General features: G+C 60.1%; 15 protein-coding genes and 1 pseudogene. 5 read left to right on the top strand and 11 right to left on the bottom strand.

The annotated features are described in order from the left end of the window. The first annotated feature begins 18 nt into the window (after positions 1-18). A complete protein-coding gene (locus LIS66_RS07690) occupies positions 19-423 on the top strand; it encodes a hypothetical protein (RefSeq protein ID WP_065617394.1) in 405 nt (134 codons plus the stop codon). Between the two features lie 44 nt (positions 424-467). Here LIS66_RS07690 and LIS66_RS07695 read toward each other — a convergent pair. Together LIS66_RS07695 and LIS66_RS07700 are read right to left on the bottom strand one after the other, a co-directional pair. Further along, positions 468-1,042: pseudogene (locus LIS66_RS07695) on the bottom strand (PIN domain-containing protein). Then, complete coding sequence (locus LIS66_RS07700) at positions 1,039-1,506, bottom strand: helix-turn-helix domain-containing protein (RefSeq protein ID WP_227973924.1); 468 nt, start codon at positions 1,504-1,506, stop codon at positions 1,039-1,041. The pseudogene LIS66_RS07695 and the gene LIS66_RS07700 overlap by 4 nt, the downstream one beginning before the upstream one ends. 184 nt (positions 1,507-1,690) lie before the next feature. On the opposite strand from LIS66_RS07700, the gene LIS66_RS07705 reads away from it, so the two are divergent. Both LIS66_RS07705 and LIS66_RS07710 read left to right on the top strand, forming a co-directional pair. Then, on the top strand, positions 1,691-1,903 hold the full coding sequence (locus LIS66_RS07705) for a type II toxin-antitoxin system HicA family toxin (protein ID WP_042607563.1): 213 nt from the start codon (positions 1,691-1,693) through the stop codon (positions 1,901-1,903). Beyond that, positions 1,903-2,307: a type II toxin-antitoxin system HicB family antitoxin gene (locus LIS66_RS07710; RefSeq protein WP_227973925.1), complete on the top strand. Its 405-nt coding sequence runs from the start codon at positions 1,903-1,905 to the stop codon at positions 2,305-2,307. The genes LIS66_RS07705 and LIS66_RS07710 overlap by 1 nt, the downstream gene beginning before the upstream one ends. Before the next feature lie 112 nt (positions 2,308-2,419). On the opposite strand, the gene LIS66_RS07715 is transcribed toward LIS66_RS07710, so the two are convergent. The 9 genes from LIS66_RS07715 to gcl form a co-directional block, all read right to left on the bottom strand. Further along, positions 2,420-3,619: an MFS transporter gene (locus LIS66_RS07715; RefSeq protein ID WP_227973926.1), complete on the bottom strand. Its 1,200-nt coding sequence runs from the start codon at positions 3,617-3,619 to the stop codon at positions 2,420-2,422. A 408-nt stretch (positions 3,620-4,027) separates the two neighbouring features. Further along, positions 4,028-5,026, bottom strand: coding sequence for a sulfate ABC transporter substrate-binding protein (locus LIS66_RS07720; RefSeq protein WP_123420176.1), 999 nt, complete (start codon positions 5,024-5,026; stop codon positions 4,028-4,030). 176 nt (positions 5,027-5,202) lie between these two features. Beyond that, positions 5,203-6,027 (bottom strand): ion transporter, encoded by an 825-nt coding sequence (locus LIS66_RS07725; RefSeq protein WP_064365449.1) that lies wholly within the window; start codon positions 6,025-6,027, stop codon positions 5,203-5,205. A 21-nt stretch (positions 6,028-6,048) separates the two neighbouring features. Continuing rightward, positions 6,049-6,963 carry an urea transporter gene (locus LIS66_RS07730; protein ID WP_227973927.1) on the bottom strand — a complete coding sequence of 305 codons (915 nt, stop codon included), beginning with the start codon at positions 6,961-6,963 and terminating at the stop codon, positions 6,049-6,051. A gap of 145 nt (positions 6,964-7,108) precedes the next feature. After that, positions 7,109-8,524, bottom strand: coding sequence for a pyruvate kinase (pyk, locus tag LIS66_RS07735; protein WP_227973928.1), 1,416 nt, complete (start codon positions 8,522-8,524; stop codon positions 7,109-7,111). Beyond that, the gene (locus tag LIS66_RS07740) at positions 8,521-9,795 is read right to left on the bottom strand and encodes a glycerate kinase type-2 family protein (protein ID WP_227973929.1); all 1,275 of its coding nucleotides are present in this window, start codon (positions 9,793-9,795) and stop codon (positions 8,521-8,523) included. Before LIS66_RS07740 ends, pyk begins: the two co-directional genes overlap by 4 nt. A 154-nt stretch (positions 9,796-9,949) precedes the next feature. After that, on the bottom strand, positions 9,950-10,843 hold the full coding sequence (locus LIS66_RS07745; protein WP_016771028.1) for a 2-hydroxy-3-oxopropionate reductase: 894 nt from the start codon (positions 10,841-10,843) through the stop codon (positions 9,950-9,952). Between the two features lie 160 nt (positions 10,844-11,003). Continuing rightward, positions 11,004-11,786, bottom strand: a complete 783-nt coding sequence (hyi, locus tag LIS66_RS07750; protein ID WP_116658973.1) for a hydroxypyruvate isomerase — start codon at positions 11,784-11,786, stop codon at positions 11,004-11,006. 178 nt (positions 11,787-11,964) lie between these two features. Next, positions 11,965-13,740, bottom strand: a complete 1,776-nt coding sequence (gene gcl / locus LIS66_RS07755) for a glyoxylate carboligase (RefSeq protein WP_041479607.1) — start codon at positions 13,738-13,740, stop codon at positions 11,965-11,967. Between the two features lie 268 nt (positions 13,741-14,008). On the opposite strand from gcl, the gene LIS66_RS07760 reads away from it, so the two are divergent. Both LIS66_RS07760 and LIS66_RS07765 read left to right on the top strand, forming a co-directional pair. Next, positions 14,009-14,449 (top strand): GlcG/HbpS family heme-binding protein, encoded by a 441-nt coding sequence (locus LIS66_RS07760; protein ID WP_064365443.1) that lies wholly within the window; start codon positions 14,009-14,011, stop codon positions 14,447-14,449. Between the two features lie 212 nt (positions 14,450-14,661). Continuing rightward, complete coding sequence (locus LIS66_RS07765) at positions 14,662-15,120, top strand: REP-associated tyrosine transposase (RefSeq protein ID WP_227973930.1); 459 nt, start codon at positions 14,662-14,664, stop codon at positions 15,118-15,120. Positions 15,121-15,154 lie beyond the last annotated feature (34 nt).

A 15,154-nucleotide genomic window follows, 5' to 3' on the forward strand; every position in this document is an offset into this window, starting at 1 on the left:
CAACAGGAAAGCACCGCCATGCACACCATCGCCCGCATCACAGTCCTCACACTGGCCCTGGGCTTGAGTGCATGTGCGGTACAACGCCCGGAACCGACCACCAGCCTGCCGCCGATTCCGCCGTCGCAACCGAGCCCGACCCCGTCGACCTCGCCGACCCCCGGCAAAAGCATCCCGGCAAAACCGGCCAAACCGGTCCCGCGCACTTCGGCCAGCTTCGCCCCGCCACCGGGCGGCAACAGCCACTGGGACCAGAAACTCGGCGTCTACGTCCTCGACGACCAGACCAACACCTTCTACCGCCAGCGCACCTACTACCGCTGGAACAACGGCTGGAGCCGCTCGGTCAGCCCCAACGGCCCGTGGGAAGACACCAACATCCACGGCGTACCGCCGGGGCTGGGCAAGCAGTTCGGGCAGTAAGAGAAACGGCGATCCTGGGATCGCCGTTTTTTTGCGTCTGATTCTCAGAGAATCGCACGATAGTTACCTAACGCCTTTACCGATTCGACCAAGCCTTGCCGCTGGAGAAAGCCAAGATATTTGTCCACCTCCACAGTGGGCGTTTTCAATTGCCGTCGCTGGCTTTGAGCCGCAGCGACGACGGCAGCCGAATCAAGATGAAAAAGGTTTTCCACAAACTCATCCGGGTGCTGAGCTTCGATGCCATATGGCGCGAGGTGACAGGAGGGGAAATCTTTCAGGTTGAACGTCACTATTACATCGGCACCGCATCGGATAGCGGCCGCCAGAACATGGCGGTCGTTCTCATCAGGCAGCGTCAGACCTGACACCAAGTCTTCATAGCCATCGATACACGCATCTGGAATGGCCAGGTCCATCAATTGCGATGTGCGATCGAGTTGTTCGAGGGTCAGGTCGGACCTGTTCTTCAATAAGTTACGCTTCCATTGTGGTGTATTTCCTGAGTCCAGCGAGCTCGATACAGCCCAGACAACGCGAGCCACATAAGGAAGTCTCTCAAAGGGGCCGGGTATAAGACGCATGCATCATATACAGCAGTGAAAGAGGAATGCCTCACTCGTATCCTGTCCTTAGCGCCTGTGCCTGCTCCGCGAGAAGCGTCATTGCCTGCTCGCTGGCGGTGTCTCGCCGGGTTTTATATTCCATCAGATCGGCAAAACGCACACGTCGGTGCTTGCCTGTTTTGTGGTAGGAAATCTCACCGCTCTCCAGCAGTTTGATCATGTGCGGACGTGAGACGTTGAGCAGATCGGCAGCTTCTTGAGTGGTCAGCTCGGCATGGATCGGCACGACCTTCACAGCGTTGCCCTCCGCCAGCGCTGCGAGGATATCGCTCAGCAAGCGCAATGCCGACGTTGGCAGCTCGACGCTGTGGGCTTCATTCTGCTCATCAAAAATCTGGATTCGCTGGGTATCGAAACCTGTGGCGAGGAAAGCGGTGAGGGTGCGCTGGCCTTCAATCGCGGCTTTGACTTCGCGTTCAACTGGCAAATTTATAGTGGAAGGAATTGGAGTGGGCATAAGACTGTTCCAACATTCTAAAGACGATGCGCGAAAGCTATTCGAATTAAACGCAAATCGCAATAAACGAAACTGGCGCCAGGAATACTTTGCAAAACTACCCACCATCACCCCGTCCCATTCTGTGCTTGAGTAAAGATAACTCTAGAGTTACTTTTAATGGGCCAGGCCAAGGAGGCGGTTGGTGCAGAGCAGGCTATTGATGAAGGAGCTGGAGGAGGCGGGCTGGACGTTGGATCGGGTTGCCGGCAGTCATCACATTTTCACTCATCGTTACAACCCGAACACGATTGCCGTCCCGCATCCGAAAAAGGATTTACCACTGGGGACAGTCACAAGCATCAGGCGGCGCGCGGGGTTGTTCAGCCCGCCAACCCGTCATGAAGGAGATCCGTAATGCAATATCCCATCTGCATCGAGTGGGGTGACGAGAACACTGCCATCGGTATTCAGATCCCCGATATTCCCGGCGCAGTCACGGCCGGGGACAGCTTTGAGGAGGCTTATAACGCGGCCGTGGAAGTCGCGCACCTGATGCTGCAAGAAATCGCGGCGGCCGGGCAGGCGATTCCGATGCCGACTTCGGCAGCGGAGCATCGCAGCCATCCGGATTTTGCCGGGATGGGCTGGGGCATGCTGGAGCTGGATATCTCGCCGTATCTGGGCAAGACCGAGAAGGTCAACGTTACGCTGCCCGGCTATGTGATTCAGCGCATCGACCGCTATGTACGCGAGCACAACGTCAAAAGCCGCTCCTCGTTTCTGGCGGATGCGGCGATGGAGAAACTGGTTCGGTATTGAGGGTCTACGCGATTGTGGGAGCGAGCCTGCTCGCGAAGGCGTCAGGTCAGGCACTGATTTGCGGCAGACACACCGCCTTCGCGAGCAGGCTCGCTCCCACTGTAACAACGTTTCAGGACGCGGCTTTTCGTTGCGCCAGAGAGGTGTTTTGCGATGCACTCAAAAACCGCAACAACGCCAGCAACGGAAACACGCTGCCGACGATCACGATCCACAGCCAGCCGCCATGCTCGTACACCGCGCTGGCTACCGACGAGCCGAAGGCGCCGCCGATGAAGATGCTGGTCATGTACAGCGCGTTCAAGCGGCCGCGACTTTTCGCGTCCAGCGAGTACACCGCGCGTTGGCCGAGGACCATGTTCATCTGCACGCAGAAGTCGAGGACCACGCCGGTCACGGCCAGGCCGATGACGCTGTAGACCGGGTGGATGAAGGCGGGCAGGAAGCTCAGGCTGGCGAAGAGCATGGCCAGCAGCGAGGCGATGCGTGTGTGCCCGGCATCGGCGAGGCGGCCGCTGATCGGTGCGGCAATGGCACCGATGGCGCCGACCAAGGCGAATATAGCGATTTCGCTTTGCGACAGGCCATGGTTGCGCGCCAGTTCCAGCGGCACGGCGGTCCAGAACAGGCTGAACGTGGCAAACATGCAACCCTGATAAAACGCCCGCTGACGCAGCACGGGTTGTTGGCGCAGCAGTGTCCACAGCGAGCCGATCAATTGGCCATAGGTGGCGCTGTGATCGGGCTGGCGCTTGGGTACGGTCAGTGCCAGTACCACGCTGATTGCCGCCATCAACGCTGCGGCGATCATGAACATGGCACGCCAGCCGAGGTGGTCGGCGACCACGCTCGACACCGGTCGCGCCAGCAGGATACCCAGCAGCAGACCGCCCATGATGCCGCCGACCACGCGGCCACGGGATTCTTCCGGCGCCAGATGCGCGGCCAGCGGAATCAGGATCTGCACCGACACCGAGCTGAAACCGACCAGCAGCGAGATCAGCAGGAACACGTTGGGCTGCTCGGTAAACGCCGCGCCCAGCAGACTGGCGATCGCCACCAGCGTGGTGATGATCATCAGCCGCCGGTTTTCCAGCAGATCGCCCAGCGGCACCAGAAAGAACAGGCCCAGCGCGTAACCGATCTGGGTCAGGGAGACGATGAAACTGGCCATGGTGTCGGAGAGGCCGATGTCCGGCGCGATCAGGCCGATGATCGGCTGTGCGTAGTAGATGTTGGCAACGATGGCGCCGCAGCAGAACGCGAACAGCAGGACCATGCCTCGGGTCATTGCGTGAGGAGTGGTGGTCATAGGGGATCTCGGGTCGGGCACAGGAAAGCGGAGAGGCTAATGGACAACGTGGACGGGCAGAAGACGTTTTCGGATGATAACTGTTATTACGTTGTGTAATGACTTCTGGATGGTTACGGGGGAAGGCTGGATGTGTTTGTTCATTCAACAAAAGCCCCTCACCCTAGCCCTCTCCCGGAGCGAGAGGGAACTGATTGGGGGATGCTTGGGATATGCGCCGACCTGAAGGTGCGACAGTGAATCCATGATCGTTCCAAACCATAATCGACTCGGTCCTTCAGGTCGATGTTTGACGCGAGACGGCTCGGTCGGCCCCCTCTCCCTCTGGGAGAGGGCTGGGGTGAGGGGCTTCTGGCTCAACAAAAAGGCGACCTTGGTGGGTCGCCTTTTGATTTTTCAGATCAAGCCTTACTGCCCGCTATAAATCTGATCAAACACCCCACCATCATTGAAGTGAGTCTTCTGCACCGTGCGCCAGTCACCAAAAGTCTTCTCCACCGAAAGGAAATCGACTTTCGGGAAACGGTCGGTGTACTTCGCCAGCACCGCCGGGTCACGTGGGCGCAGGTAGTTGGCTGCAGCGATTTCCTGACCTTCCGGCGACCACAGGTACTTCAGATATTCATCCGCCGCAGCGCGCGAGCCTTTCTTGTCGACCACTTTGTCGACCACGGAAACCGGCGGCTCGGCTTCGGCGGAGACGCTTGGGTAGATCACTTCGAACTGATCGCGACCGAATTCGCGGGCGATCATTTCCGCTTCGTTTTCGAAGGTCACCAGCACGTCGCCGATCTGGTTGGTCATGAACGTGGTGGTAGCGGCGCGGCCACCGGTATCCAGCACTGGCGCCTGCTTGAACAGTTTGCCGACGAAGTCCTTGGCCTTGTTCTCGTCACCGCCATTCTTCAGCACATAACCCCAGGCCGACAGGTAGGTGTAACGGCCATTACCCGAGGTTTTCGGGTTGGGCACGATCACTTGCACGCCATCCTTGAGCAGGTCCGGCCAGTCTTTCAACGCTTTCGGGTTGCCCTTGCGAACGATGAACACCGTGGCTGATGTGAACGGCGCGCTGTTGTTCGGCAGGCGCGTGACCCAATTGTCCGGGACCAGTTTGCCGTTGTCGGCGAGGGCATTGATGTCGGTGGCCATGTTCATGGTGATGACATCAGCCGGCAGGCCATCGATCACCGAGCGTGCCTGCTTGCTCGAGCCGCCGAAGGACATCTGTACGGTGATGTTTTCCTTGTGCTCGGCTTGCCAGTGTTTCTGGAACGCAGTGTTGTAGTCCTTGTAGAAATCGCGCATCACGTCGTAGGAAACGTTAAGCAGCGTCGGTGCTGCCTGGGCGATGTTGGCCAAGGTCAGGCCGGCGGCGAGAAGTGAGGCGCCAAAGAGTTTTTTCACTGCGCATTCCTTATTGGTTATCGATGTAGGAGCTGCCGAAGGCTGCGATCTTTTGATCTTGAAAACAAAGTCAAAAAGATCGCAGCCTTCGGCAGCTCCTACAAGGGGGTGATGTTCAATTGCCAGCGACTATAACGGGCCACGCATAGGCGCTTAAAGATTAAAAAGCTCTGTGCTTATTCCACTTTCTTGAACAGCTGGCTGCCGCATCGCGAACAGAACGCCGCGCTCTGCTCGTGGGTCTTTTTCTGACACCCCGGACAGTCATGTTGCAGCTGCTCGCCGCGCATGGCATTGGCCAGCTCAGCGGTGAAAATCCCCGTGGGCACAGCGATGATCGAATAACCGGTGATCATCACCAGCGAGGAAATCACCTGGCCCAGCGGCGTCTTCGGCACGATGTCGCCGAAACCCACAGTGGTCAAGGTCACGATCGCCCAATAGATGCCCTTGGGAATGCTGGTGAAGCCATGCTCCGGGCCTTCGATCACGTACATCAGCGTGCCGAACACTGTCACCAGCGTGCACACGCTGACCAGAAACACGACGATTTTCTGCTTGCTGCCGCGCAGCGCCGACATCAGATAGTTGGCTTGCTTGAGGTACGGGCTGAGCTTGAGCACGCGGAAAATCCGCAGCATCCGGATAATCCGGATAATCAGCAGGTACTGCGCATCGCTGTAATACAGCGCGAGGATGCCCGGGACGATCGCCAGCAGATCCACCAGCCCGTAAAAGCTGAAGGCATAGCGCAGCGGCTTGGGCGAGCAGTACAGCCGCAGGATGTACTCACCGAGGAAGATCGCCGTGAAGCCCCACTCTATATAGGCCAGTACGTCGGCGTAATTGCGGTGAATGCTGTCGATACTGTCGAGCATCACGATCACCAGACTGGCGAGGATGATCAACAGCAGGATGCCGTCGAAGCGACGCCCGGCCGGGGTGTCGCTCTGGAAAATCATGACGTAGAGCCGTTCGCGCCAATTGTTGCTGCTGTCCATGGATAACGCCTGAATCGAAGATCAGCGCAGCCTAGGGTGATTGTCCTCGTGAGCGCAAGACTCATGCGCGAGCGAAGCTTTGCCCAGCATCTGGATGCCGGCGCGAATCAGCCAGCAGGCGAGGATGAACGGCGCGGTCAGCGTCGCCAGTCCCGCAGCAGCAAACAGCGGCGTCACCAACAGCGCCAGGACAATCCCGAGCAGTGGCAGCCACGGATCTTGCCGTTGGGCGCTGAAGGCGAGGGCGGCGAGCAGGGCGTTGTAGCCACCGAGGCCGAGCAGCGCGGCGGATGTCTCGTGGTGCAGCAGACTGGAGCCGAGGCCGATCGCCGACGCCAACAGCGCCCAGCAGAAAGCGCGGCGATCGGCGAGCAGCAAACCGCTGGCGATCAACGCCCCGGCCAACGGATGGTCGAGGAACATCACCTGGCCAAAGCCGCGCAGTTCAGCGGCCAGCACATTCGCCGTGTTCAGATCGATCGACGCCGCCGGCGCGGACGGTTCGGCGAACACCAGCAGCAACCAACCTATCGCCACGAACGGCGAGGTGTACGCCGGTATGGAACGGCTGCGATACACATGTTTGAGCCATTGCTGAGTGAGCATCGCGCTCAAGCCACCGGCCGCGAGAATCAGCGGCGGCAGCAGCGGCGACCAGGGGAAATACAGGCTCAACAGCAGACCGAGCAATACGCCGTTGTAGCTGAACAGCCCGGCCTGGCGATCAGGCTTGGCGTAGTTGCGCCGCTGCGCGGTGAGCAGACCGGCGACGCCACCGAGCAACGCCCCGGCAAAGAGCACCGGCGCCGTCAGCAGAATTGCCAACAGACACAGCAGGCCGCACAGCGGATGGCGCTGGAAGAAAATCTGACTGAAACCGTTGAGCAAAGCCTCGGCCCAGTCGGGGCAGTGGGTGTTGAAGTGATTGGCAGGCATGGCAGTTCTGAAAGTCAGGGAAAACCGAGGCGCCTGCTTCGCGAGCAGGCTCGCTCCCACATGGATCTGCGTCCAGTCTCGGTTCTGTGATCGACACAGAACCAATGTGGGAGCGAGCCTGCTCGCGAAGAGGCCGGTACAAGCGCTAAATCAACGTCTCGATGCGCAGCGAATTGGTCGAGCCCGGCTGGCCGAACGGCACACCGGCGGTGATCAGCAATGTGTCGCCACGCTCGGCCATGCCTTGCGCCTGAGCAATCTCCAGCGCGGTCGAGCAGACTTCGTCGACCTGACGCAGGCGATCGTTGACCACCGAATGAATGCCCCAGGCCACGCTCAAGCGCCGCGCGGTTTGCAGGTTGGGCGTCAGATTGAGGATCGGTGCTTTCGGCCTCTCCCGCGATGCACGCAGCGTCGAGGCGCCCGACTCGCTGTAATTGACCAGCACCGCCACCGGCAGCACGTTGCTGATACGGCGGATCGCGCAGCTGATCGCATCGGAAACAGTCGCCTCGGCTTTCGGTCGGCTGACGTCGAGCTGGGTCTGATAATCCGGGCCGTTTTCCACCTGGCGGATGATCTTGCTCATCATCTGCACGGCTTCCAGCGGGTATTCGCCGGAGGCAGTTTCCGCCGAGAGCATCACCGCATCGGCGCCTTCGGCCACGGCGTTGGCGACGTCAGTCACCTCGGCACGCGTTGGGGCAGGGGAGAAGCGCATCGACTCGAGCATCTGCGTCGCCACCACCACTGGTTTACCCAGTGCGCGGCAGGTGGTGATGATGTTTTTCTGAATCTGCGGCACGCTTTCCGCTGGCACTTCCACGCCAAGGTCTCCGCGCGCGACCATGATCGCGTCGCTCAGCTCAGCGATTTCATGCAATTGCTCGACCGCCGAAGGCTTCTCGATTTTTGCCATGAGAAACGCCTTGTCGCCGATCAATGCGCGCGCTTCGACGATGTCTTGCGGACGCTGCACGAACGACAGCGCAACCCAGTCCACGCCCAGCTCCAGACCGAAGCTCAGGTCGCGGCGATCCTTGGCGGTCAGCGGGCTCAAGTCGAGCACCGCTTGCGGCACGTTCACGCCTTTGCGGTCAGACAGCTCACCGCCATTGAGCACGGTGGTGTCGATTGCATCGGCGTACTTGGTGACCACGCGCAGGCGCAGTTTGCCGTCGTCGAGCAGCAGGTCCATGCCGGCTTCCAGCGCAGCAATGATCTCTGGATGCGGCAGGTTGACCCGGCGTTCATCGCCCGGTGTCGCATCGAGATCGAGACGGAACGCCTGACCGCGATGCAACTGCACCTTGCCGTCGGCGAACTTGCCGACGCGCAGTTTCGGCCCCTGCAGATCCATCAGAATGCCCAGCGGGTAGTTGAGCTGGCGCTCGACTTCACGGATCCACTGATAGCGTTTGGCGTGGTCGGCATGATCGCCGTGACTGAAGTTCAGGCGGAAGATGTTGACCCCGGCCTCGACCAGCTCGCGAATATCGTCAATGCCATCGACCGCAGGGCCGAGGGTGGCGAGGATTTTGACCTTTTTATCAGGCGTCATGATTTGCAGTTCTCAAGGATCAGAATGGCGCGGAAGTCGTTGACGTTGGTGCGGGTCGGCTCGGTGACGATCAGCGCATCGAGCGCCTGGAAGTAGCCGTAGCCGTTGTTGTTATCCAGCTCGTCGCTGGCGCTCAGACCGAGGGCGGCGGCGCGGGCGTAGCTGTCCGGGGTCATGATCGCGCCGGCGTTGTCTTCCGAACCGTCGATGCCATCGGTGTCGCCGGCCAGCGCGTAGACGCCGGGCTGGCCCTTGAGGCTGTCGGTCAGGCTGAGGAGGAATTCGGCGTTACGGCCGCCGCGGCCATTGCCGCGCACGGTGACCGTGGTTTCGCCGCCGGAGAGGATCACGCACGGCGCCGCCAGTGGCTGGCCGTGGTGGATGATCTGCCGGGCGATGCCGGCGTGGACTTTCGCCACTTCACGGGATTCGCCTTCGAGGTCGCCGAGAATCAAGGTGCTGAAACCGGCCTGCCGGCATTTCACCGCCGCCGCATCCAATGATTGCTGCGGCCGGGCGATCAATTGGAAATGGCTGCGTACCAGGGACGGGTCGCCGGGTTTGACGGTTTCCGATTCCGGACTCTGCAGCCACGTGCGCACGGAGGCGGGGATGTCGATGCCGTAGCGCTTGATGATCGCCAGCGCCTCGGCCGAAGTGCTCGGGTCGGCCACGGTCGGGCCGGAGGCGATGACGGTGGCGAGGTCGCCCGGTACGTCGGAAATCGCATAGGTGTAAACCGTCGCCGGCCAGCAGGCCTTGCCGAGGCGGCCGCCCTTGATCGCCGAGAGGTGCTTGCGCACGCAGTTCATCTCGCCGATAGTCGCGCCGGATTTCAGCAAGGCTTTGTTGATCGCTTGTTTGTCAGCAAGGGTGATGCCTTCGGCCGGCAGGGCGAGCAGGGCAGAACCACCACCGGAGAGCAGAAAGATCACGCGATCGTCTTCGCTGAGGTTGCTGACCAGTTCGAGTACGCGTTTGGCCACGGCCAGCCCGGCGGCGTCCGGCACCGGGTGCGCGGCTTCGACCACTTCGATTTTTTCGCACGGAGCGCCGTGACCGTAGCGGGTCACCACCAGGCCGGTGACTTCACCCTCCCAGCAACGCTCGACCACTTGCGCCATGGCGGCAGCGGCTTTGCCGGCGCCGATGACGATGACTCGACCGCTGCGATCGGCAGGCAGATGGGCTTCGAGGACTTGGTTCGGATGCGCCGCGTCGATGGCTGTGGCAAACAGCTCGCGCAGCAGTTGTTGCGGATCGACCGACATGGCGGGCTCCCGGAATTCTTGTTATTCGAAAGGGCGACTCAGATCCCTTGTGGGAGCGAGCCTGCTCGCGAACGCGGTATGTCAGCCAACATGGATGTTGAATGTGAAGTCGCTTTCGCGAGCAGGCTCGCTCCCACAGGGTTTTGTGCAGGCTTTATTTATTGTCGCGGATCGAGAAATTGGCCATGTGCTCAAGGCCCTTGATCAGCGCCGAGTGATCCCAATTGCTGCCACCGATGGCCGCGCAGGTGCTGAACACTTGCTGGGCGTTGGCGGTGTTCGGCAGATTGATGTTCAGCTCCTTGGCGCCTTGCAGGGCCAGGTTCAGGTCCTTCTGGTGCAGGCTGATGCGGAAGCCCGGGTCGAAGGTGCCTTTGATCATGCGCTCGCCGTGCACTTCGAGAATCTTCGAAGAGGCGAAACCACCCATCAGGGCTTCACGCACCTTGGCGGGATCGGCACCGTTTTTCGAGGCGAACAGCAGCGCTTCGGCAACGGCCTGGATGTTCAGGGCAACGATGATCTGGTTGGCGACCTTGGCGGTCTGGCCGTCGCCATTGCCACCGACCAGGGTGATATTTTTGCCCATGGCCTGGAACAGCGGCAGGGCGCGTTCGAAGGCATCGGCGTCGCCACCGACCATGATGCTCAGGGTCGCGGCTTTGGCACCGACTTCACCGCCGGACACGGGAGCGTCGAGGTATTGCGCGCCTTTCTCGTTGATCTTCGCCGCAAAGGCTTTGGTGGCGGTCGGCGAGATCGAGCTCATGTCGATGACCACTTTGCCCTTGCCGATGCCGGCGGCAACGCCGTCGGCGCGGAACAGCACGTCATCGACCTGCGGGGTATCCGGGACCATGACGATGATGAATTCGGCTTCCTGCGCCACTTCGCGCGGGTTCGCCAGGGCAACGGCGCCAGCGGCGACCAGATCGGCCGGGGCCGCGTCGTGGTGTTGCGACAGGAACAGGCTGTGACCGGCTTTCTGCAGGTTCGCCGCCATTGGGTGGCCCATGATGCCGGTGCCGATGAATCCGATTTTAGCCATGAGAAAATCCTCTTGTTTTTGTCGTGCGCAAGCAAATAGGGGAGCTGCATTTCTGTAGGAGTGAGCCTGCTCGCGATAGCGGTTTGTCAGGCGAGATGGATATTGAATGTGCCGGCCTCATCGCGAGCAGGCTCACTCCTACAGAGGATTTGCTGTGTTCTCAGATTGCGTTGTGGGTTTTCAGCCAGCCGAGGCCCGCTTCGGTGGTGGTCAACGGCTTGTATTCACAGCCGACCCAACCCTGATAACCGATGCGGTCGAGGTGTTCGAACAGGAAGTGGTAGTTGATTTCACCGGTGCCCGGCTCGTTGCGCCCCGGGTTGTCCGCCAGTTGCACATGGTTGATCTCGCCCAGGTGCGATTGCAGGGTGCGGGCCAGATCACCTTCCATGATCTGCATGTGATAGATGTCGTATTGCAGGAACAGATTGGCGCTGCCGACCTGCTCGCGAATCGACAGGGCTTGCGCCGTGTTGTTCAGGTAGAAACCGGGAATGTCGCGGGTATTGATCGCTTCCATCACCAGTTTGATGCCCGCCGCTTGCAGCTTGTCGGCGGCGTATTTGAGGTTGGCGACGAAGGTTTTTTCCACCGTGGCATCGTCAACGCCTTGCGGACGAATGCCGGCCAGGCAGTTGACCTGGGTGTTGCCCAGCACTTGTGCGTAGGCAATCGCCAGATCGACCCCGGCGCGGAATTCTTCGACCCGATCCGGCAGGCAGGCGATACCGCGCTCGCCCTTGGCCCAGTCACCGGCCGGCAGGTTGAACAGCACTTGGGTCAGACCGTTGGCCTCGAGTCTTGCCTTGATTTCGGCGGAGCTGAAGTCGTACGGGAACAGGTATTCCACGCCACTGAAACCGGCCTTGGCGGCGGCGTCGAAACGGGCAAGGAAATCCTGTTCGGTGAACAGCATGGACAGGTTGGCTGCGAAACGCGGCATGGTGGTCTCCTAAAAACTGATGAGGCACGGTAGATCAGACTGAACGCGATCAGTCCCCTCTCCTTCGGGAGAGGGCTAGGGTGAGGGGAGATCCTGAATCTGATCCCGATTGTACGAGCACCGCAAAACCTTTCCCTCACCCCAGCCCTCTCCCAGAGGGAGAGGGGGCTAAAAGCAATCAATCAAGCAACGAAATCGCCGTCGGCGCGTCGTTGCCGACCAGCGCCAGGTCTTCGAATTCGTTGACCGCGTTGATCTCGGTACCCATGGAGATGTTGGTCACACGCTCCAGGATGATCTCGACGATCACCGGCACCTTGAACTCTTCGATCATCTGTTCGGCCTTGCGCAGGGCAGGGGCGATTTCCGACGGTTCGAACACGCGCAGCGCCTTGCAGCCGAGGCCTTCAGCGACTGCGATGTGGTCAACCCCGTAACCGTTGAGTTCCGGCGCATTCAGGTTATCGAAGGACAGCTGCACGCAGTAGTCCATTTCGAATCCGCGCTGCGCCTGACGGATCAGGCCCAGGTACGAGTTGTTCACCACGACGTGGATGTACGGCAGTTTGAACTGAGCGCCGACCGCCAGCTCTTCGATCATGAACTGAAAATCATAGTCCCCCGACAGGGCCACGACTTTCCGGCTCGGATCGGCCTTGACCACGCCCAGCGCTGCCGGAATGGTCCAGCCCAACGGGCCGGCCTGGCCACAGTTGATCCAGTGACGCGGCTTGTAGACGTGCAGGAACTGCGCGCCGGCAATCTGCGACAGACCAATGGTGCTGACGTAGCAGGTGTCCTTGCCGAACACCTGATTCATTTCCTCGTAAACGCGCTGCGGTTTGACCGGCACGTTGTCGAAGTGGGTCTTGCGATGCAGGCTGGCCTTGCGCTGCTGGCAATCCTGCAGCCAGGCACTGCGGTTTTTCAGCTTGCCGGCGGCTTGCCATTCCCGCGCCACTTCAATGAACACGGTCAGCGCGGCGGCGGCGTCGGAGACGATGCCCAGATCCGGGGTGAACACACGGCCGATCTGCGTGCCTTCGATGTCGACGTGAATGAACTTGCGACCTTCGGTGTACACATCAACCGAACCGGTGTGACGGTTGGCCCAACGGTTACCGATGCCCAGCACCACGTCGGATTTCAGCATCGTCGCGTTGCCGTAACGGTGCGACGTCTGCAGACCGACCATGCCGACCATCAGCGGGTGATCGTCAGGGATGGTGCCCCAGCCCATCAGGGTCGGGATGACCGGGATGCCGGTCAGTTCGGCGAACTCGACCAACAGATCGCTGGCGTCGGCATTGATGATGCCGCCACCGGCGACCAGCAACGGACGCTCGGCCTGATCCAGCAGCGCCAGAGCCTTCTCGACCTGCACGCGGGTCGCGGTCGGTTTGGCTAGGGGCAGCGGTTGGTAAGCGTCAATATCGAATTCGATCTCGGCCATCTGCACGTCGAATGGCAGGTCGATCAGCACTGGGCCCGGACGGCCGGAGCGCATTTCATAAAAAGCTTTCTGGAAGGCGTAAGGCACCTGGCCCGGTTCGAGCACCGTGGTCGCCCACTTGGTGACTGGCTTGACGATGCTGGTGATGTCGACAGCCTGGAAGTCTTCCTTGTGCATCCGGGCGCGGGGTGCTTGCCCTGTGATGCAGAGAATTGGAATCGAGTCGGCCGAGGCGCTGTAGAGCCCGGTGACCATGTCGGTACCGGCCGGGCCGGACGTGCCGATGCACACGCCGATGTTGCCGGCCTTGGTGCGGGTGTAGCCCTCGGCCATGTGCGAGGCGCCTTCAACGTGGCGAGCAAGGACGTGATCGATGCCACCGACCTTTTGCAAGGCGGAGTACAGCGGGTTGATCGCTGCGCCCGGGATGCCAAAAGCGGTATCAACCCCTTCGCGGCGCATCACCAGAACGGCGGCTTCGATTGCTCTCATTTTGCTCATGGTTTTGTGCCTCTTTACGTTTTGTAATTGTATACAAGTGGCTTTGCGCAGAGTGTATTCACGGCGGACGGCGCAGGTCAATCCATTTTCTCAAGCGTCTGTTTCATTCGTCGGAAGCCGCTTGTGCTGTGGCTTTTCGTCGCATGCGGCGCTTTTCGAGAATTATTGTATACAAAAAACTAACTCATTGTGTTCTATTTGTTGCATCGGACTGTGGCAGAAACGCGCAGTCCCACGACTTTCCCTATAACAAAATGAGGACGGCACCATGAGCGCTTTAACCTTGAAAGTCGCAGTCAACCTGGTCAGCGAAGCCATCAGTGCGGGGCGCGGCATCAACGCCGCGCCACTGACCATCGCGGTACTCGACACCGGCGGCCACCTGATCGCCCTGCAACGCGAAGACGGCGCCAGCCTGCTGCGCCCCGACATCGCCATCGGCAAAGCCTGGGGCGCCATCGCCCTGGGCAAAGGCTCACGCCTGCTCGCCCAGGACGCCCAACAACGTCCGGCCTTTTTTTCTTCGTTGAACAGCATGGGGCAGGGCAGCGTTGTGCCGGCACCGGGTGGTGTGTTGATTCGCAATCAGGCGGGTGAAGTGCTGGGCGCGATCGGGATCAGCGGGGATTTGTCGGATGTGGATGAGCAGGTGGCGATCAAAGCGGTGGAGGCGCTGGATCTGAGGGCGGATGGGGGGGTGGTTGCTTGAATTTGCGGTGATTGAGCTATCGCCATCGCGAGCAGGCTCACTCCTACAGTGGATCTGGGTTCAGACACAAAATGTCGGAACGCCACAAAACCCCTGTAGGAGTGAGCCTGCTCGCGATAGCTATCTTCCGGACACATCCTGCCAACAGTCTGCCCACTCCATTTGCATCCCCGGTACTAGCCTCTTATGACTTGATCACAGGAGGCAAAGGAATGCCAGATCTACCTGCTGCACATAAATTGCGAGTCGGGCGATATGCCGAAGTCAGCCGAATCTATCTGTTAACCAGCAACACCCATGAACGAAGGCCGGTTTTCAAGGATTTTGCCTTGGGCAAGCTGGTCGCTGATCAATTCCAAAATGCCCAGGATTCCGGGCTGGTGCATTCACTGGCCTGGGTCGTCATGCCTGATCATTTTCACTGGCTGATTGAATTACGGCGGGGCTCATTGAGTGAGCTGATGCAGAAAACCAAGTCGATGAGTACCAGATCCGTAAGACAGGCTACCGGAGATAACAGTGTTCTCTGGCAGAGAGGTTTTCATGATCGGGCGTTGCGGCGGGAGGAGAACCTGGTGAAAGTGGCGCGGTATGCAGTAGCCAACCCATTGCGGGCCGGGCTGGTGGAGAAGCTTGGCGACTATCCACTATGGGGTGCGATTTGGGTTTGAGTGGGGACCGTATCGCCTCGATCGCGAGCAGGCT

Origin of the sequence: Pseudomonas sp. HN2 (assembly GCF_020736465.1) — a bacterium.
Taxonomy (GTDB): domain Bacteria; phylum Pseudomonadota; class Gammaproteobacteria; order Pseudomonadales; family Pseudomonadaceae; genus Aquipseudomonas; species Aquipseudomonas moraviensis_A.

Coding starts and splice junctions, on each gene's coding strand:
- LIS66_RS07725 (WP_064365449.1), bottom strand. CDS start 6,027: ATGGACAGCAGCAACAATTGGCGCGAACGGCTCTACGTCATGATTTTC.
- gcl (WP_041479607.1), bottom strand. CDS start 13,740: ATGAGCAAAATGAGAGCAATCGAAGCCGCCGTTCTGGTGATGCGCCGC.
- LIS66_RS07740 (WP_227973929.1), bottom strand. CDS start 9,795: ATGTCGGTCGATCCGCAACAACTGCTGCGCGAGCTGTTTGCCACAGCC.
- LIS66_RS07730 (WP_227973927.1), bottom strand. CDS start 6,963: ATGCCTGCCAATCACTTCAACACCCACTGCCCCGACTGGGCCGAGGCT.
- LIS66_RS07745 (WP_016771028.1), bottom strand. CDS start 10,843: ATGGCTAAAATCGGATTCATCGGCACCGGCATCATGGGCCACCCAATG.
- hyi (WP_116658973.1), bottom strand. CDS start 11,786: ATGCCGCGTTTCGCAGCCAACCTGTCCATGCTGTTCACCGAACAGGAT.
- LIS66_RS07765 (WP_227973930.1), top strand. CDS start 14,662: ATGCCAGATCTACCTGCTGCACATAAATTGCGAGTCGGGCGATATGCC.
- LIS66_RS07690 (WP_065617394.1), top strand. CDS start 19: ATGCACACCATCGCCCGCATCACAGTCCTCACACTGGCCCTGGGCTTG.
- LIS66_RS07760 (WP_064365443.1), top strand. CDS start 14,009: ATGAGCGCTTTAACCTTGAAAGTCGCAGTCAACCTGGTCAGCGAAGCC.
- pyk (WP_227973928.1), bottom strand. CDS start 8,524: ATGACGCCTGATAAAAAGGTCAAAATCCTCGCCACCCTCGGCCCTGCG.
- LIS66_RS07710 (WP_227973925.1), top strand. CDS start 1,903: ATGCAATATCCCATCTGCATCGAGTGGGGTGACGAGAACACTGCCATC.
- LIS66_RS07715 (WP_227973926.1), bottom strand. CDS start 3,619: ATGACCACCACTCCTCACGCAATGACCCGAGGCATGGTCCTGCTGTTC.
- LIS66_RS07700 (WP_227973924.1), bottom strand. CDS start 1,506: ATGCCCACTCCAATTCCTTCCACTATAAATTTGCCAGTTGAACGCGAA.